Origin of the sequence: Pseudomonas brassicacearum (assembly GCF_918698105.1) — a bacterium.
In the GTDB taxonomy this organism is placed as follows: Bacteria; Pseudomonadota; Gammaproteobacteria; order Pseudomonadales; family Pseudomonadaceae; genus Aquipseudomonas; species Aquipseudomonas brassicacearum_F.
Genome location: NZ_CAKKMI010000014.1, coordinates 58696 through 76213, shown reverse-complemented (window position 1 = coordinate 76213; position 17518 = coordinate 58696). Strand labels below are relative to the sequence as shown.

14 protein-coding genes are annotated in these 17518 nt (G+C 60.8%); 4 read left to right on the top strand and 10 right to left on the bottom strand.

The window, feature by feature from the left end:
* Positions 1-31: 31 nt before the first annotated feature.
* From LQ215_RS08115 to LQ215_RS08080, 8 genes are all read right to left on the bottom strand, one after another.
* On the bottom strand, positions 32-634 hold the full coding sequence (locus tag LQ215_RS08115; RefSeq protein ID WP_230148688.1) for a LysE family translocator: 603 nt from the start codon (positions 632-634) through the stop codon (positions 32-34).
* A gap of 54 nt (positions 635-688) precedes the next feature.
* Complete coding sequence (locus tag LQ215_RS08110; protein ID WP_230148686.1) at positions 689-1525, bottom strand: AraC family transcriptional regulator; 837 nt, start codon at positions 1523-1525, stop codon at positions 689-691.
* 708 nt (positions 1526-2233) lie between these two features.
* On the bottom strand, positions 2234-2659 hold the full coding sequence (locus LQ215_RS08105) for a GlcG/HbpS family heme-binding protein (protein WP_230148684.1): 426 nt from the start codon (positions 2657-2659) through the stop codon (positions 2234-2236).
* A gap of 57 nt (positions 2660-2716) precedes the next feature.
* Positions 2717-3499, bottom strand: coding sequence for an ABC transporter substrate-binding protein (locus LQ215_RS08100; protein WP_230148683.1), 783 nt, complete (start codon positions 3497-3499; stop codon positions 2717-2719).
* Positions 3500-3643: 144 nt separating this feature from the next.
* Positions 3644-3994, bottom strand: coding sequence for a RidA family protein (locus tag LQ215_RS08095; RefSeq protein WP_230148681.1), 351 nt, complete (start codon positions 3992-3994; stop codon positions 3644-3646).
* Positions 3991-5364 (bottom strand): NAD(P)/FAD-dependent oxidoreductase, encoded by a 1374-nt coding sequence (locus LQ215_RS08090; RefSeq protein ID WP_230148679.1) that lies wholly within the window; start codon positions 5362-5364, stop codon positions 3991-3993. The genes LQ215_RS08095 and LQ215_RS08090 overlap by 4 nt, the downstream gene beginning before the upstream one ends.
* Complete coding sequence (locus LQ215_RS08085; RefSeq protein ID WP_230148677.1) at positions 5357-5686, bottom strand: (2Fe-2S)-binding protein; 330 nt, start codon at positions 5684-5686, stop codon at positions 5357-5359. Before LQ215_RS08085 ends, LQ215_RS08090 begins: the two co-directional genes overlap by 8 nt.
* Positions 5676-6800, bottom strand: a complete 1125-nt coding sequence (locus LQ215_RS08080) for an NAD(P)/FAD-dependent oxidoreductase (protein ID WP_230148675.1) — start codon at positions 6798-6800, stop codon at positions 5676-5678. Before LQ215_RS08080 ends, LQ215_RS08085 begins: the two co-directional genes overlap by 11 nt.
* A 157-nt stretch (positions 6801-6957) precedes the next feature.
* Between LQ215_RS08080 and LQ215_RS08075 the strand changes: the two genes are divergently transcribed.
* From LQ215_RS08075 to LQ215_RS08065, 3 genes are all read left to right on the top strand, one after another.
* Positions 6958-7863: a LysR substrate-binding domain-containing protein gene (locus LQ215_RS08075; protein WP_230148673.1), complete on the top strand. Its 906-nt coding sequence runs from the start codon at positions 6958-6960 to the stop codon at positions 7861-7863.
* Between the two features lie 138 nt (positions 7864-8001).
* A complete protein-coding gene (locus tag LQ215_RS08070) occupies positions 8002-9087 on the top strand; it encodes an aromatic ring-hydroxylating oxygenase subunit alpha (protein ID WP_230148672.1) in 1086 nt (361 codons plus the stop codon).
* Positions 9084-10034 carry a PDR/VanB family oxidoreductase gene (locus LQ215_RS08065; RefSeq protein ID WP_230148670.1) on the top strand — a complete coding sequence of 317 codons (951 nt, stop codon included), beginning with the start codon at positions 9084-9086 and terminating at the stop codon, positions 10032-10034. Before LQ215_RS08070 ends, LQ215_RS08065 begins: the two co-directional genes overlap by 4 nt.
* 548 nt (positions 10035-10582) lie before the next feature.
* On the opposite strand, the gene LQ215_RS08060 is transcribed toward LQ215_RS08065, so the two are convergent.
* Positions 10583-11296, bottom strand: a complete 714-nt coding sequence (locus LQ215_RS08060; RefSeq protein ID WP_230148668.1) for a GntR family transcriptional regulator — start codon at positions 11294-11296, stop codon at positions 10583-10585.
* A 96-nt stretch (positions 11297-11392) separates the two neighbouring features.
* Positions 11393-12424 (bottom strand): Ldh family oxidoreductase, encoded by a 1032-nt coding sequence (locus LQ215_RS08055; protein WP_230148666.1) that lies wholly within the window; start codon positions 12422-12424, stop codon positions 11393-11395.
* Positions 12425-12658: 234 nt separating this feature from the next.
* Between LQ215_RS08055 and LQ215_RS08050 the strand changes: the two genes are divergently transcribed.
* On the top strand, positions 12659-17476 hold the full coding sequence (locus LQ215_RS08050) for a dermonecrotic toxin domain-containing protein (protein WP_230148664.1): 4818 nt from the start codon (positions 12659-12661) through the stop codon (positions 17474-17476).
* Positions 17477-17518 lie beyond the last annotated feature (42 nt).

Here is a 17518-nt window from a genome sequence, read left to right as displayed (position 1 = left end):
TCGAAAAAAAAATTACAATTTTGTCAGCCGCTCAGACCACCAAGGTCAACCACGCCGACACCAGCAGCATCACCGCCATGACCCGATTGAACCGTCCCATCGCCACGGCGGAACGGCAGAACCGTGCGGCGCCGCGCCCCAGGTAGGCCCAGGCGGTCATGCACGGGATCGAAATGGCAAAGAACGCCAGGGACAGCCAGAGAACCCGCACGGTGCGGTCGGCCTCGGCCCCCGCAAAGACGCTGACCACCGCCAGCGCCATCATCCAGGTTTTCGGGTTCACCAACTGCAACCCGGCGGCCCCCGCCAAGCCCAGCCGCGGGCCTTCGACGGGACGATCCGGGTCGATGGCCTGGGCCGGTGCGCTGAAAATCTGCCAGGCCATCCAACTCAGCCAGGCGATGCCCGCCCATGAGAGCAGCGTCTGAACCGTCGCATGGCGCGCCAGCACGTCCCCCAACCCGGTGCCGACCACAAGCACCAGCAAAGCCGCCGCCGCGCAGGCGCCGAGAATGATCGGCACGGTGGTCGCCAGGCCGAAGCGCGAGCTATGGCTCAGCACCAGGATATTGGTCGGGCCCGGGGTGATGGAGGCGACAAACGCGAACAAGGCAAACGGCAGTAACTGGTCCATGGAGCAACGTCTCGGTGAATGATCGATCGCTTGATCATCCCCATGAAGCCGTGGTCAGTCTGGAACAATTGAGCAGCGCTTGCGGTAGTCCGCCGGGCTCAGGCGATAGGCGCGCTGGAACCAGCGGCCCAAGTGACTTTGATCGGCAAAACCGAGCATGGCCGCCACTGCCACGGCACTCTCGCCACAGGCCAGCAGGCGCCGGGCGCGGGCCAGGCGCAACTGGATCAGATAGGCGTGGGGCGCCAGGCCGAAAGCCGCCTTGAACGCACGGGTCAGGCGGAAACGATCCACGCCGGTGACCTGCGCCAGGTCATCCAGGCCGATGTCTTCGCTCAAGTGACTGTGCAGATAGTCCCGGGCCTGCTGCGCCACCAATGGCAGCCGCGGATCCGGGTTGATCCGCGCCCGCCAGTGCAGGTGTTGGGTCAGGTTGGCCAGCAGGGTGTCGAGGGCCGTCTGGCGCACGATGCGAATCTCCTGCTCGTGCAGGCTCTGGAAAGCCATGGCCGTGGCACTCGCCAGCCGCGCATCGTCCGTCAGGGTGGCAGCAAACCCGAGTTGGGCGTTGTCCGGTGCCACGTCGAACAAGGAACGCAATTCACGTTCCAGCCATTGGGGTTCCAGGTACAACGTACGGTAGGTAAACCCGTGGTCATGGGGGGCATTGCCGTCATGCAACTCGCCGGGCTCTAGCAGGAAGACTTTACCCGGCGTGCTGTTGTGCTGCTGGCGCCGGCAATGAAACTGCTGCACGCCCTGCTCGGTCACGCCTACAAGATAGGTGTCATGCCAGTGGGGATCATAGGCATGCCCCTCGAAATGCGCGCGCACGGTCTCGATACCGGACGTGGCGTCCTGCTTGAGATCGATCCAGTTGCGCGCCGTCATGCCCTATCCCGCTTGGTGAATGTGCTCTTGGCAGATTAACTGCTGATGAGGAGCGTGTCTGGAAGATTTGTGCAAGCCTTGTGGCATTCGGGTTTGCTCACGGTGGGGTTCGGTCTGTGGATGCATCTGTGACTGAACCTCGGCTATCGCGAGCAGGCTCGCTCCCACAAGGAGGTTTGTGTCGGGTGGAAAGTTGTGGGCCGCACAGTTCCAATGTGGGAGCGAGCTTGCTCGCGATAGCAGTGAGTCAGCTTGCATCAACATTAAATGTGCCGCCGTCTTCGCGAGCAAGCTTTGCTCCCACAGATCTGACAGGTGTACGACCAGGAGAGCCAGGTCGGCCGTTAGGCCGCCTCGTGGTGGACGTTGATCTCGGCGCCCCGTTAACCACGCTGGCCGAACGCAGGCATTGCGCAGTGGGCACCTCGGCATGGATGCCGAGGTAGCCGCGCTGGGCCATGGATGGCCCTTCGCGGCGGCCCACGGAGCAATGCCGGAGTGAGGGCACACCGAGCCTAGGCGAGGTGCCAAGTGGTGGGGCAGAAGCGTTTTGCTTACTTTTGCGCTTCTCAAAAGTGAGCCGCCGTAAGGGCGGAACCCTAAGCAGCCGTTGCCGCAGCTATGGATATGTACTCAGTCAACAAAAATTCCGGCCGGCTGTCGGACCGACATCGCGAGCAAGCTCGCTCCCACAGGTTTATAGCCGCCTCAGGCATCCGGAGTAATCACAGGCAACACCGTCTCCACCGCCAAACGAGCCAATTCAGCATCCTGCTCAGCCTTGACCCCTGACACCCCGATAGCACCAATGCACTGGCCGTCATGACGAATGGTCACCCCACCTTCAAGCATGCCCTGCAGGTGCGGAGCGCTGAGAAACGCGTAACGACCCCCATTGATCATGTCTTCGAATACCTTGCTATCACGCCGCCCCAAGGCGGCCGTGCGGGCTTTTTCGGTGGCGATGTAGGCCGACAACGGCGAGGCATCGTCCAGGCGCAGCAGCCCCAGGGGATGACCACCGTCGTCCACCACGCAGACCGACACCGCCCATTGACGCTGGTGCGCCAGCTCCTTGGCCGCCACCAGCAATTGCGCAACGTCCTGCTCAGTGAGTACCGCTTTGGTTTTCATGAATCACTCCGTGTTGTGCAACAGCAAGCCCGCGAGACAAAACCCACGGGCCGAGGATTATTCGCCGTAGATATCGAAGTCAAAGTACTTCTGGCGAATCCGGTCGTAAGTGCCGTTGGCGCGAATGGTCGCCAGCGCCTGATTGAAGCGGCTCGCCAGCGCATCGTTCTTGCGTACCGCAATGCCGATGCCCGTGCCGAAGTATTGCTCCTCGGTGAAATTGGGCCCGACAAATTCGAAATCCTTGCCCTCGGGACGCTTGAGCAGGCTCTCGTCGATCACCACCGAACTGGCCATGGTCGCGTCCAGGCGCCCGCCCAGCAGATCGAGGAATATTTCGTTTTGCGAACCATAGCGCACTACCTCGGCGCCCGCCGGGACAAAGTGATCGGTGACATAGCGATCAAAGTTGGTCGCCCGCTGCACCCCGATCCGCTTGCCTTTGAGCTGTACCGGAATATCGTTGACGCCACTGCCCTTGCGAAACACCAGGCGCGCCGGGATCCGGTAGTAGCGATCGGTGAAGTCCACCGATTTCAACCGCTCGGGGGTGATGGACATGGAGGAGATCACCGCGTCGACCTTTTTCACCTTGAGCGCTGGAATCAAGCCGTCGAATTCCTGTTCCTGCCAGACACACCGGACCTTCATCTCGGCGCAAAGTGCCTGGCCGATGTCGTAGTCGAAACCGACGATGGCGTTGTCCGGGGTTTTCGAGGCAAAGGGCGGATAAGCCGCCTCGATGCCGATGCGCAACGACGACTCGGCGGCTTGCAGGCTGGTACCGAAAGCCAGCAGCGAGACGAGGCCCAGTTTCAGGGCGATACGTTTAACGTTCATTCATTTGCTCCAGATGCGATGTTATTGATTTCGAACGCTCCACAGAAGTCGTCCGTTATGGCAGCAGCAATGTGAACAAGCCCGGGCGGTGACTCTGGCGGTCGCCTGCCCGGTAACAGCACTAGGGTGATCCGGCCGACGACCTCAGACCGCCGCCGTGACAATCAGCTCCAGCAAAATCTGTGGGTCGTCGAATGCCACCTGGGCCGTGGCCCGCGCGGGCGTCTGGGTGGCATCGACCCACTCGCTCCACAGCGCGTTCATCGCGGCGAAATCCCGGCCCATGTCCTTCATCCAGATCTGCACACTGAGCAGCCTGTGCTTGTCGCTGCCCGACGCGGCCAGCAGCTCATCGATACGCTGCAGCACCTGACGGGTCTGGCCCTGGATGTCCTGACTGCAATCGGCGGCCACGACGCCGCTGAGCCAGGCCACGCCGTTGTGCACGACGCTGCGGCTCAGGCGTGGGTTGCTTTCGATGCGTTGAATACTCATGAAGGTTCCTCGACGGAAAGTCGCTCGCCAGCCAATTGGGCGAGCGTGATGGGTTTGAGGGGCGAACGGATGCGGTAATAGCCCACCTCGGCGGGTGGCACGTGGCGCCGTTCGGCGATGATTTCAGTGACGCTCAGACCGCATTGGCGTCCCTGGCACGGGCCCATGCCGCAACGCCCGAAGGCCTTGGTCTGGTTGGGGCCCAGGCAACCCAGGTCGACGTAGCGGCGGATGTCGCCGGCGCTGACCTCTTCGCAGCGGCACACCGTGACGTCATCGGCGGGGATGCGATTCTGCAGCCGGGGGCGATACAGGGCGTCGAGCAGTGGCCGTGCGGCACGGGCGCGGCGTAACAGCCGCTGCAGGGGACGCGCGTGAGCCGCCTGGCCGGCGATGGCCAACGCGACCAGGCGCCCTTCCAACTGCGCGACCCGGGCCCCGCCGATGGCGCCACCGTCACCGGCGATGAAAATGCCCGGCACGCTGCTTTCGCCCCATTGATTGCGGCGCGTAATCCAGCACAGTTGCTGTTCGCTCCAGTCGTGCGCCAGGCGCAATGACCAACTGACCTGGGTGTTCGGCACCACGCCTTGATGCAGCAGAATCAAATCGGCGCGAATGCGCTGCGAGCGGCCTTGACTGTCGAAACTCAAGGCGCAGGCGCGATCCGTGCCATCAACCTGGAGGTTGCAGGCACCGCGAAAATGCCGGACGCCGGCCCGCTTGAGTTCCATCAGCAGCCCCAGCCCCTTGAGCAGGTCACGCCAGCCGCGCAATGCACGGGGCACTTGCCGCCAGGCGCGCAGCAGATCGCTTCGGCGGCTGGTGTCCACCAGGGCCTCAATGGCGATCCCGGCGCGCAGGTATTGCACCGCCAGCAAGTAGAGCAATGGACCACACCCGGCCAGCACCACTGGGGTGGCCGGCACCATGGCAGCGCTCTTGAGCAGGATCTGCCCGGCCCCGGCGGTCATGACGCCCGGCAGGGTCCAGCCGGGAATCGGCATCGGCCGTTCGAAGGCCCCGGTGGCAATCAGCAAGTGGCGCCCTTGCAAGACTTCGGCACGCCCCTCGAACAGGTAGTGCACCTGACGCTGCGGCGTCACCTGCCAGATGGCTGCGTTGGGCAGATAGCGGGCGCCGCATTGCAGAAAGTCGGCGGCCAATGCCGCCCCGGCCACGTAGTCGTCACCCAACACGGCGCGGCGGCGCGCGTCAGCCTGGAGCACCTGGCGATAAATCTGCCCGCCCGGGCTGGCCTGCTCGTCCAGCACGACGACCGACAGCCCATGGGCCCTGGCTTCGAGCGCAGCGCTCATGCCCGCCGGACCCGCGCCGATGATGATCAGGTCGATGACGGCATTACTCATCGCCGCTCTCCAGACACGGTGCCAGGCAAGCGGCTCCGCGTTGGCGACGCACGCGCATGCCGGAACGCACCGGCACCAGGCAAGCCTGGGCGTTGGCGTGTCCATCCACTTCCACCAGGCATTCGAAGCACACGCCCATCATGCAATAAGGGGCGCCGGGGCGACCGTTGATCGCGCTTTCGCGGGTGTGGCGGATGCCACAAGCCAGCAGCGCTGCCGCCAGGGATACCTCGGCGGGCACCGTAAGCGGCCGGCCTTCGAACTCGATGTGCACGGTGTGATCTCCCGAGGCCAGCGGCCGGAACAGACTGTCAGCCGACATGGCGCACCTCTGCTTGCAGGTTGAAACGGTGCAGCCCGAATGGCTTCACCGCCGGATCATCGAATTCGCCGGCGATCCACGGCGCCAGGCGCAAGGCATGGGCGGCAGCCAGCGTCACGCCACTGTGGCAGCTGACAATCGACAGCCCTGGACAACCCCGGGGCGTTTCGTAGATCGGAAAGCCATCGGCACTCATCACCCGCAGCGCTCCCCAGGCCCGCACCAGTCGTACCTGGCCCAACCGCGGAAAACACTGCACCGCACGCCGGGCAATGGCGGCCATGACCTGGCTGCCGGTGCTGTCATCCAAGCCTGCCGACTCGTGGGAATCGCCCAGTTGCAGCGTGCCCTCGTCGGTCTGGCGCACGTAGGTGGTGGGGTACTGCAGGAATGGTTCTAGCCGCTCGGTGACCAGGATCTGCCCACGGTTCGGCTGCACTGGCACGTCCAACCCTACACTGGCCCCCAGCGCCCGATTGCCGAGGCCCGCGGCCAGCACCACCAAGGGGGCCGACCAGCGCTGCTCTCCCGCCCGCAGTTCGAAGCCCATGGCGCCCCCGTCGATAGCCTCGACATGATGGCCGTTAATGAGCTTGACCCCGCGGGCCTGGCAGGCGGCGTAGAGCGAGCGCAGCAGCTTGAGTGGGTTGACGTGGCCATCCATGGGCGAAAAACAGCCGCCCACTACATCCGGCCCAATGCCGGGCAAGCGCGCACGCAGTTGGGCGGCGTCCAACAGTTCAAAGGGGTAGTCGCCCGCAAAGGCCTCACGCAGCCAACCCAGCCGACGGCTTTCCTCGGCCATTTCCGCGTCGCTCAGGCACAACTGGAAACCACCCTGTTGGCGCAGATGAACGTCAATGCCGGTATCGGCTTGCAACGCCGCAGCAAACCGAGGCCAGAGCGCTACCGATTCCCGCGTCCACTGTGCATACGGGCTCATCCGGTAGCCCTTGCCCTGTACCCAAAGCAAGCCAAAGTTGCCTCGGGCAGCGCGAATGGCGTCGTCGCCTTCGTCGAGCACACTCACCTGGCGCCCGAGCAAGGCCAGCCCATAGGCGATGGACATCCCCACCAGGCCACCCCCTACGACAATGACATCAGATTTTTGCATGGTTTTCTTATCGCTGTTTTCGGCGCTGCTCATTCAACAGTGCGCCGGCCCAGGGCTGGCTGAAGTGGTTTGGCTCGATCCTAGGGCGATGACAACGTCTTGAAAAATGCTTTATTTTGGCAACCTCATGTCTTTTTGTTATGGGTTGGATTCGCCAATGAACCTCCGTCAGTTGGAAGCCTTTCGCGCCGTGATCCTCGGCCAGACGGTGACCCGCGCCGCCGAAATGCTGCACATCTCGCAGCCAGCGGCGACCCGGCTGATTGCCAGCCTGGAAGAGGACATCGGCTTCAGCCTGTTCGACCGGGTCAAAGGGCGACTGCAACCCACCGCCGAGGCCATGACCCTGTATCAGGAAGTGCAGCGTTCGTTGTTGGGCGTGGAGCGCATTGCCCGTACCGCCCAGGACATCCGCACGCTCAAGCGCGGTTCACTGCACATTGCCTGCGCACCGGCCATGGGCTTGTCATTTGTGCCCCGGGCGATTGCCGCGTTCATGGCCGAGCACGATCAGGTGCAGATATCGCTGGTGGTGCATTCGTCCCGGGAAGTCGTGGACCTGGTGGTGGGCCAGCGCTGCGACCTGGGCCTGATTGTGCTGCCCAACACCTATCCGAGCCCTCGCGCCGAAAAACTGCTCGCCACGCGCATGCTCTGCGCCCTGCCCGCCGGCCATCGCTTGCAGGACCAGGCAACGATCCGTCCGGAAGACTTGCAGGGCGAACCGTTCATTTCCTACCCGCAGTCGATTGGCTCACGCCAGCACATCGATGCGATCTTCGCCGCCCATGGCGTAGACCGCGAACTGCGCCTGGAAACCCAACTCTCGCTGCCCATGTGCGCGTTCGTCGAACAGGGCCTGGGCGTGGCGCTGGTGGATGCCATCAGTGCCGTCGAGTACCGCGGCCAGGACATCGTCTTTCGGGCCTTCGAACCGGCGATAGAAATGGACTTCAGCATGCTCCTGCCCATCCAGGGGCCGGTTTCCAAGCTGCAAGCCAGCTTTCTGGAGCACATGCAGCGGTTTATCGAAGCGCAGGTGCCGGCGGCCTATCGGTTCTGAAACGGCCGCCAATCGCCCACTAATGGATCCATTGATCAGATAAATTGGCCATTTACCCGGCCATAACGTTGACAACGAAATTAGTTAAGAGAGTTAATGGATCCACAGACAAGAACAACATCCGCCTGGAGATCCCTCATGTACCCCAAAAATGCCTGGTACGTTGCCTGCACTCCCGATGAAATCGCCGACAAGCCCCTGGGTCGCCAGATCTGTGGTGAGAAGATGGTTTTTTACCGGGGGCATGAAGGCAAGGTTGCGGCCGTGGAAGACTTCTGCCCCCATCGCGGCGCCCCGCTCTCCTTGGGCTACGTCGAAAACGGCAATCTGGTGTGCGGCTATCACGGCTTGGTGATGGGCTGCGACGGCAAGACCGTCGAGATGCCGGGGCAACGGGTACGAGGCTTTCCTTGCAACAAGACCTTTGCGGTACAGGAGCGGCATGGGTTCATCTGGGTCTGGCCCGGTGACCCGGCGCTGGCCGACCCGGCGCTGATCCATCATCTGGAATGGGCTGAAAGCGATGAATGGGCCTACGGTGGCGGCCTGTTCCATATCCAGTGCGACTATCGCCTGATGATCGACAACCTGATGGACCTGACCCACGAAACCTACGTCCACGCTTCAAGCATCGGCCAGAAGGAAATCGACGAGGCGCCGCCGGTGACCACGGTCGACGGCGATGAAGTGGTCACCGCCCGGCACATGGAAAACATCATGGCCCCGCCGTTCTGGCGCATGGCCTTGCGCGGCAACAACCTGGCCGACGACGTGCCGGTGGATCGCTGGCAGATCTGCCGTTTCACCCCGCCCAGCCATGTGCTGATCGAAGTCGGCGTGGCCCATGCCGGCAACGGCGGTTATCACGCCGCGCCGCAATTCAAGGCGTCGAGCATCGTAGTGGATTTCATCACGCCGGAAACCGAGACGTCGATCTGGTACTTCTGGGGCATGGCCCGGCATTTCCAACCGCAGGATGAAGCCCTCACCGCGTCCATTCGCGAAGGCCAAGGCAAGATTTTCAGCGAAGACCTGGAAATGCTCGAGCGCCAACAGCGCAACCTGCTGGACCATCCGCAGCGCAACTTGCTCAAGCTCAACATCGACGCGGGCGGCGTACAGTCCCGGCGGGTGCTGGAGCGCTGGATCGCACGGGAACGGGAACCGCAGGCCGGGTTGATCGTCAGCAGCCATCAGCCGCAACCGGCGGAGCAACGGCCATGATCGAAGTCCAGGTCGCGGCGCGACACAACGAAGCCCTCGATATCTGCAGCTACGAATTGACCCGTGTCGATGGCGAGCCGCTGCCGGCCTTCACCGCCGGTGCCCATATCGACGTGCACTTGCCCGGCGGGCTGATTCGCCAGTACTCGCTGTGCAACCATCCCGAGGAGCGGCATCGCTACCTCATCGGCGTGCTCAAGGACCCGGCGTCCCGCGGTGGTTCGCGCAGCCTGCATGAGTTGATCCTGCCAGGCATGCGTTTGCACATCAGCGAGCCGCGTAACTTGTTCGCTCTCGCTCCGCAAGCCCGTCGCAGCCTGCTGTTTGCCGGCGGCATCGGCATTACGCCGATCCTGTGCATGGCCGAGCACCTGGCGCAGAGCGGTGCGGCGTTCGAGCTGCATTACTGCGCTCGCGCCCGGGACCGTGCGGCCTTTGTCGAGCGCCTGCGCCAGGCCCCTTACGCCGACCGGGTCTTCCTGCATTTCGACGAAGAACCTGACACCCTGCTGGACGCCGCCAGGGTCCTGACCGTGCCCGGTGACGACGTGCACCTCTACGTCTGCGGTCCCGGCGGGTTCATGCAGCACATCCTCGACACCGCCAAGAACCAGGGCTGGCAGGAAGCCTGCCTGCACCGCGAATACTTCGCCGCCGCCCCCACCGACACCCACGCCGATGGCAGTTTTTCGGTCAAGCTGGCCCGCAGCGGCCAAGTGTTCGACGTGCCGGCGGACTGCAGTGTGGTGCAGGTATTGGAGAGCCATGGCATCGAGATTCCGATCTCCTGCGAACAAGGTGTCTGCGGCACATGCCTGACCCGCGTGCTGGAAGGTGTACCGGAGCATCGAGACATGTTTCTGACCGAGGCGGAACAGGCCTGCAACGACCAGTTCACGCCGTGTTGCTCCAGGTCCAAGACGCCTATCCTGGTACTGGACCTCTAACACCGGACATTGTCGGAGCGAGCCTGCTCGCGATGACGTCGGTTCTGCAGCATTGATGGTGACTGACCCACCGCTTTCGCGAGCAAGCTCGCTCCCACAGGGGGTTTGTGCTGAATACAAATTCTGCATTCACCGAAAAACATTGTGGGAGCGAGCTTGCTCGCGATGGCGTCGGCTCAGCAGCATTGATGGTGACTGACCCACCGCTTTCGCGAGCAAGCTCGCTCCCACAGGGGGGGGGTGCTGAATACAAATCCTGCATTCACCGAAAAACATTGTGGGAGCGAGCTTGCTCGCGATGGCGTCGGCTCAGCAGCATTGATGGTGACTGACCCACCGCTATCGCGAGCAAGCTCGCTCCCACAGGGGGGGGGTGCTGAATACAAATTCTGCATTCACCGAAAAACATTGTGGGAGCGAGCTTGCTCGCGATGGCGTCGGCTCAGCAGCATTGATGGTGACTGACCCACCGCTATCGCGAGCAAGCTCGCTCCCACAGAGGGATTTCTGGTAAATGACAATCCAGCTGTTACCAGCAACCGGGCGGGTTACTTCGAACGCAGAATCACCGTCATCCGCTCGTCAGCCAGTTTCGAGCCGAACACTTCGGCGTAGCGCAGGGTCGCGTTGGCATGTTCGCGCATGATCGCTTCGGCGCGGCCGCTCTGGCGGTTGATCAGGGCATCGAACACCGAGTGGTGTTGCATATGGGCATAGTTGAAGCGGCGAAATTCGCCGGCCATGTTCTGGCGATCCACCGCCAGGGCGGTGACTGAAGCGAATGGCAGATGATCGTTGCGGGCCAGGGCATCGGCAATCGCCGGGTTGTGGCTGCCTTCGACGATCACCTGGTGAAAACGCATGTTGAGGTCGTGATAGACCTCCAGGTCGTCCTCGGTCACATAGCCCTTGGCGAACAGTTCATCGCCCTGCACCAGGCATTGCTCGAGTATCGCGCGGGCCCCGTCAGACAAGCCGCGCTCGGCCGTCTGCCGTGCCGCCAGGCCTTCCAGCACGCCACGCACCTCAACGGCCCCGGCGATCTGCTCGGCACTGACCGAGCGCACCTGGAAACCTCGTCCGCCGAAGCGCACCAGCAACCCTTCCTGCTCCAGGGTGCGGAACGCCATGCGCACCGGCATGCGCGAAACGCCGAACAGCTCGGCCGTAGGTATTTCCATCAAGCGCTCGCCAGCGGCCAACTCGCCCGAGGCGATCATCTTGCGCAGCGCAACCAGCACCGTTTGGCCGGGCTTACTCATCCAGGCGATTCCACAGAAAAGAAGCCGTCATAGTAGAAGGCTTGGCGCAGCGTGTCACGGCAAGGCAGTGGCAGCGAGGCCGCCACTGCGGGTTGTTCAAATCCCTGCCAACTCGCGCAATTGCGCCAGGGTCTGCTCGTCCAAGCCAATCCCATGCTCAGTGGATTTGCTGCGCTCGCGATGGCGACGGTCTCCCGGCAAGCGCCGCAACCCGACGCCATGCATCTGCCTGACCAGTTCCTGGCTGCGCTCGGCGAAGTCTTGCCCGGCGGTCTTGCTCGGATCGATCACGATCAACAACTGACCGGTCCAAGGCGTCTTGGCGCCCGGATGGTTGTGCCAATCGAACTCGAAGGAAAAATTGCCGCCCGTCAGGGCTGCCGCCAGCAACTCGACCATCATCGACAGCGCCGAACCCTTGTGCCCGCCAAAAGGCAACAGCGCGCCACCTTCGAGAATCGCCTTGGGGTCGCGGGTCGGCTGGCCAAGGCTGTCCACGCCCATTCCTGGCGGCAACAACTCGCCCTTGCGGGCAGCAATCTGTACGTCGCCGTGGGCAATGGCGCTGGTGGCAAGGTCGAAGACAATCGGCTCACCGCCAGCCCGTGGCGCGGCGAAGGCAATGGGATTGGTGCCGAACAATGGACGGTCTGCACCATGGGGCACCACGCACGTCATGCTGTTGACCACGCTCAACGCCACCAGGCCTTCATAGGCAAACGGCTCGACATCCGGCCAGAGGGCGGCGAAGTGATGGGAGTTGCGAATGGCCAGGACGGCAATACCGGCGCTGCGGGCCTTCGCCACCAGCAATGGACGCGCTGCAGCCAGGGCCGGCTGGGCAAACCCGTTGCCGGCGTCCACGGCGACGAACCCTGACGCGACGTCCTCGACCACCGGCACGGCCTTGCCGTTGACCCAACCGCTGTCGAGTGTCGAGACATAACCGGGAATGCGAAACACCCCATGGCTGTGGGCGCCGTCGCGCTCGGCCCCGGCGCAGTTTTCAGCCAGGCAACGGGCGACTTCGGTCGACGTGCCATGACGCAGGAAAATTTTCTCCAGCAAGCTCACCAGAGCATCGAAAGACAAGGTGCAAGAAGCGGCATGATCGGATGGCGCAGACATCTGAAGCTCCAGAATGATTGTTGGAGGTAGCAACAGCGTAAAGGGACCCGCCGGGTGATTAAACACCGTTTCAGGCGCGCACTGTCAATGCTTGTCCACGGCATCTGCCCGGGCTGGCAGGTCGAAAACCAGCCTGCGGTAACTATGTACCACCCTTGCTCATTCATCGTTGCCTAGTCTGGCGGCTTCCTCCACGTTCGCGCCGCTTTGAGGCGCCCTGATCGAGAAGCAACGATGCTCACTGAAACCAAGCCACTTTTATTTCCCGAGGTATTGCACGCCCGTCGCCTGGACGAGTTGAACGCCACCCATGGCTTGACGCAGGCAGACCTCGACTGGTTGCAGCACATCGCCCTGCCCGACCACACGCAGCGCGCAGCTCAGACACCCTCCATGTTCGCCGAAACCATTCTGTTGCAAGCCGAAGAAAAACCGCCCATTGCACTGGCCGGCTGCTTTGCCCTCAGCGCCTCGTCAGACAACCGCGCGACAAGCACCCACCCCGCGTACCTCTACACGCCGACGGGTGGAATCAAAAAATACAACAACCTCGCAGCCCTCGAAGAGGGGATTCAGCAAATGCGCCAGGACACGGCGCAACGCGAGGATCTGTTTCGTCTCTTGTCGCTTTCCCAACGCAGCGAACTGAACAGCACCACCGACATCAAGCAAACCCGGCAACTGATCGAAAAGGATGTTTTCAAGACCCAGCTCGAATCCATCGAGTACGCCCAGAGCCTCAATGCCCTGTCCATGGTGAATGAGCTGATCAAATTGCCCTCGTTAAGATCGATGCTTGACCAGGTATTGAACGAGGCGCTGCCGAATCTGGATCATCGACAGATCCGCGTGGCATTCAACAAGGGGACTCGCCTGGGCGTTCCAAAGGCAATCCAGGTGACCGAAAGCGTTCCACTGGGCGACGCTGTCCTCGGCTACTTCCATCATCAGGGCTGGCCTGTCGGGCATGACATCGATCTGACCCATCCGGGTACGCCCGAATCGTCCTACAGCCCGCAGCAATGGGAAAACATCATAAAGGGCGTTGCCAGGAAACTGATTCCGACGCTTATCGGTTGCATCGATGCCTTTTGGGAAAGCAAGGCGACCCACTTTTATATATCTCGGCGAAAACTGCTTGCCCAAGTCATCCACGATGGGCTTTGGGCGACCATCCTGGTCGAGCGGGGAAAAGGACAACTGACGGACGTGCAAAGTCGGGAGTTGCTCCGACTGTTCAGACCCTCCCGCCGGGACGAGGCGTTGCTGTTCATCGAAACGATTCGCTTCTGGGAGTATGAGCCGCACTTTGTAGAACTTGCAGGTTCCTTGATGATCAGCGCCAAAGGAAACTATCTCTACACCCCCGTTCATGGCCTTCAGAAGATAGACAACCATCTGGGTTTCAAAGCTGCGCTGTTGGGTAACCCCGCAAGCACTGAGCAAAAGGAGGCACTCTACAGCCTCCTGAGTCTGGAAGAACGCAACCGTTTCCTGCGCTTTGACCAGCCACAGATCTCGGGCAAGCCCCTGGATTTACCGGTGTCCGAATCCCTGGCGAACGCAATCATCGAAAAACAGAAGAATAATCTCCATTACGCACTGGAAATGTCTCGCCAGGGCGATGTCGACATCCATCCGCTCATCGACAAGGCGTTGGATATACGCGCCCTCATCAACAAAAGCCTGCTAAGCCAGCCAACCGCAGGACATTGGGGGACTCATCCTGCCTTTCATGGAGGCCTGCGTCCGTCCAATTTCATGGCCGATCAACTGGAAAGAAAGGTCAAGAGCTATACCGATGTCGAAGCGGCGTTTGATGGCCTCTTTACCCGATTGCCGACTTCCCACAACACTTCGCTGCACAATGGACTCTGGCAATTGCTGCCTGAACTGACCAATGTCTTTTCCGTAGGGATACGCGCCGAGGCCGAACTCCGGGACCTTGGCGAGAGCCTGCCGTCGATTGCCAATGACCTGATCAGAAGCGTTTTTGCCTACGACTCAGAGTACCCGGACCGTTCGCAACGTATCGGGGTCAGGGGCTTCCGGCCAGATGTCTATTCGCTGACGCTAACCTGCTGCGAAGAGCACCGGACCACTCACCTGCCCCTTGCCAACTGCTTTCTATTAACCGAGCGTGGAGGACTCGATACGCCCTATTCGGGCATGGCGATCCTCTGGACGCCCGCCGATGGCTTGCAGGCTTTTTCGTCCGAGGAAGTGGCCACCCAGCAATTGAATCGACACCTGCTCGATTCCCGAAAACGCTTTGGCTTGCTCGCCAACCTCACGCCGGCCCAACGCAAGCCTCATGGGCGCTATCAACTCAAGGCATACGAACTGATCGAAGACAACGTGCTGGTGAATCGGATGAGTTCATTCATCAGGCACTTTGAGGCCGAGCACGCTTATCTGAGCACGTTAAAAGCCGGAAATTGGCAACTGACCGGCAATGCATTATTAAAAAGCCTTCAGGCATTGTTGAAAAAAGGCGCGCCTACCAACCTCAAGCGGGCCACACACATTGCCCGGACTCATAAGTGGCAACAGAAACTTCCCGCCTGGCTCGGCACAGCGGCGCTTGACGATCAACGCCTGCACATTGAATTGCTTGAGCAATATAAAAACAGCGTGGCCGATGGCAAGGACTATCTGGACGGCATAGAGCCGCTGCCCACCTATGTGCGCAATAAACTCAAGGCACTGCTGAACGCACGCTTCGCTGCCACGAACCTGGACCCCGACACCATCCAGATCACACCGAACCTCGCCATAGTGGGGCCGGCCAGTTCACTGACCGACTTTGCGCTAAATCACATTGAAGTGACCCGCAACGGATTCAAGGTATCTTCCACATCCACGCAGAAACTGCCGGACGGCCTGAACGAGGCCGCTGTCAGGCAGATGCTGTCTTCATTGGATATCTCGACCGCCTATAAAAAACAAGTTGTGCAAACGCTGTCCGGTAGCACCGCGCACGCCCAACAAAGAAAAACCGCCTTTGGCCAACAAATGCCCTGGCAGATGCTGCAATACGCCCATGCCCGCTATCTGCAGCAACACCTTTCCCTCCCGGCCTTTGACTTGATCCGCCAGGTGATGGACATGCCCGATGCCGTCGCTCGCACAGCGGTTGACGGTGCCGACGCGTTTATTCGTCCCCTGGAGTTGATCAAGACTGGCGGCGCCACGCCGGTCAAAGCGTTGGGGCTTTACTTGATCGGTTCGAGTGTCGATACAACAAGCCCGCAAGTCCTGTATTCGCCCTACCACGAGGGATTGCACTTCACCGAGTTCAAGGATGAAGAAAGCGTCGTTGCCGCATTCAATACACCAGGAATGCTTCAGGACCTGCTGATTCGCCGACTTCCCGAGAACCAGCAGGCCACTTTCAGAAACCTGTTCACCGCCACGCTCGGCCAGCGATCGGAAATCACCCTGGCCTCGAACCCGGTCCAGACCAACCTGTTCGATACATTGTTCGATGACAATGCGGCATTGTTAGCCGACATGCTCACCACACAAACAAAGGACAACCGTCAGGTTGACTGGGCAACGGTCCTGCGGCTGTTCAGCTCCGGCGTCAAGTTGGTCGCGAAGCAGTTGGCGGGCAAACTGACCTTTATCGAAACGCTTTGGGAAAGCTACCAGGACTTCAAGGCCTCATCTGAAGCCCTGCAGCAGCACGACTGGAAAACCGGCCTGTACGACTTTATCGCCGGTGCCGCGGAAATGGTGTCGTTGGGCCTGATGAATCGTGAAGATACATTCGGTCTTCTCGACCCCATCGCCCCCCTCTCGCAACGAGCCACATTGGCGACTCGCTGGAAGGACATCGCGTCCACCTCCCAGATCCGTACCGACCTGAACGTCTTCGAGGCCACGGGTATCAGCCTGTCGGGCCTGCAAAAAGACCTGATCGACGGCACCTATAAGGCACTGGAAAGCGGCAAATTTTATGTCCCCCTTGCCGGCAAAGTCTTCCAAGTGGCGCAAGCCGGCCAAACCTGGCGAGTCGTGCATGAGCACGCAGAGGGACCGTTATTGAGCAAGTCGCCGGATGGTCGGACATGGGAACTTGATCCGCAACGCCAAACCATACGCTTTGGCAAAGCAGGTTCAAAAATGGCCATCACCTATAGCGACTTCAAGGCCAAGGGCTCGCTGAATATCGAAGCGCGGGGCATGGCTGAGATACGCAGGAAATATCCGCACCGGGCAAACATGATTGTGCAAGCACTGGAGACCGCAAGGTTGTACTCGTTCAATACCCTTTCCAATCTTGATCAATTCAAACGCCAGGGACTGGTGGGTGCTCGAGTGAATGACTTTCTTAATACGTTTTTTGGTGTCAGCCGCATTGATGCCCGCCTCATCAGCAAGATAGAAGCGGCAATCACACCCATATGCCAGACATTGGCCGATCCCTCCTGGGAACTGCAAAATGCCGAGCGCATTGTGGTCGGCAACCTCAAATACCTGGAAGACAGAGCGACGGCTTTCGTGCTCGAACCTGCGGCCAACGGCAGAATCTACCTCACGCAATTCTTCTTCGATCCGGGCTTGGACTGGTATAAAACCGTCGTACCGGAATTCTTTAATGTCGACGCCCACGCCCAGGGAGCGACTTTCATTCATGAAATCTCCCATCAGTTGTTCAATACCCTCGATATTGTCTATCTGGACGCCGCGTTGCCGTTCCTCGACTTGATTTCCACCGCGACTTATTTAGGTCGAGCGCAATATGAAAAGCAACAAAACCTGCAACTCCACGGGCTTTCATTAACCACACCAAAAGCAAAACTGTTCACGCAGTTGGACACTAAGGACAACACCTATAAGAAGCTGGAACTGTTGCCTGGGCACAAGGAAACCACCCGGGAAATCCTGAAGATAACCGGCGCCAGAACCATGGATAACGCGCGCGATGATTTTCTCGATCCGATTTTGCCGGACAAGCGCATCGACGTCATACTTCGCAACGCCGACTCGATCACGCTCTTGATTTGTGAATTGGGACGCCAACTCGACCCCAGCCCGTCCCGCTAAATCGCCTGCCGTAAACGGTTTGAGTGGTTGATCTTGCACAGT

Excerpts from the sequence above, each read along its gene's own strand:
- LQ215_RS08115 (WP_230148688.1), bottom strand. The coding sequence starts at position 634 with ATGGACCAGTTACTGCCGTTTGCCTTGTTCGCGTTTGTCGCCTCCATC.
- LQ215_RS08110 (WP_230148686.1), bottom strand. The coding sequence starts at position 1,525 with ATGACGGCGCGCAACTGGATCGATCTCAAGCAGGACGCCACGTCCGGT.
- LQ215_RS08105 (WP_230148684.1), bottom strand. The coding sequence starts at position 2,659 with ATGAAAACCAAAGCGGTACTCACTGAGCAGGACGTTGCGCAATTGCTG.
- LQ215_RS08100 (WP_230148683.1), bottom strand. The coding sequence starts at position 3,499 with ATGAACGTTAAACGTATCGCCCTGAAACTGGGCCTCGTCTCGCTGCTG.
- LQ215_RS08095 (WP_230148681.1), bottom strand. The coding sequence starts at position 3,994 with ATGAGTATTCAACGCATCGAAAGCAACCCACGCCTGAGCCGCAGCGTC.
- LQ215_RS08090 (WP_230148679.1), bottom strand. The coding sequence starts at position 5,364 with ATGAGTAATGCCGTCATCGACCTGATCATCATCGGCGCGGGTCCGGCG.
- LQ215_RS08085 (WP_230148677.1), bottom strand. The coding sequence starts at position 5,686 with ATGTCGGCTGACAGTCTGTTCCGGCCGCTGGCCTCGGGAGATCACACC.
- LQ215_RS08080 (WP_230148675.1), bottom strand. The coding sequence starts at position 6,800 with ATGCAAAAATCTGATGTCATTGTCGTAGGGGGTGGCCTGGTGGGGATG.
- LQ215_RS08075 (WP_230148673.1), top strand. The coding sequence starts at position 6,958 with ATGAACCTCCGTCAGTTGGAAGCCTTTCGCGCCGTGATCCTCGGCCAG.
- LQ215_RS08070 (WP_230148672.1), top strand. The coding sequence starts at position 8,002 with ATGTACCCCAAAAATGCCTGGTACGTTGCCTGCACTCCCGATGAAATC.
- LQ215_RS08065 (WP_230148670.1), top strand. The coding sequence starts at position 9,084 with ATGATCGAAGTCCAGGTCGCGGCGCGACACAACGAAGCCCTCGATATC.
- LQ215_RS08060 (WP_230148668.1), bottom strand. The coding sequence starts at position 11,296 with ATGAGTAAGCCCGGCCAAACGGTGCTGGTTGCGCTGCGCAAGATGATC.
- LQ215_RS08055 (WP_230148666.1), bottom strand. The coding sequence starts at position 12,424 with ATGTCTGCGCCATCCGATCATGCCGCTTCTTGCACCTTGTCTTTCGAT.
- LQ215_RS08050 (WP_230148664.1), top strand. The coding sequence starts at position 12,659 with ATGCTCACTGAAACCAAGCCACTTTTATTTCCCGAGGTATTGCACGCC.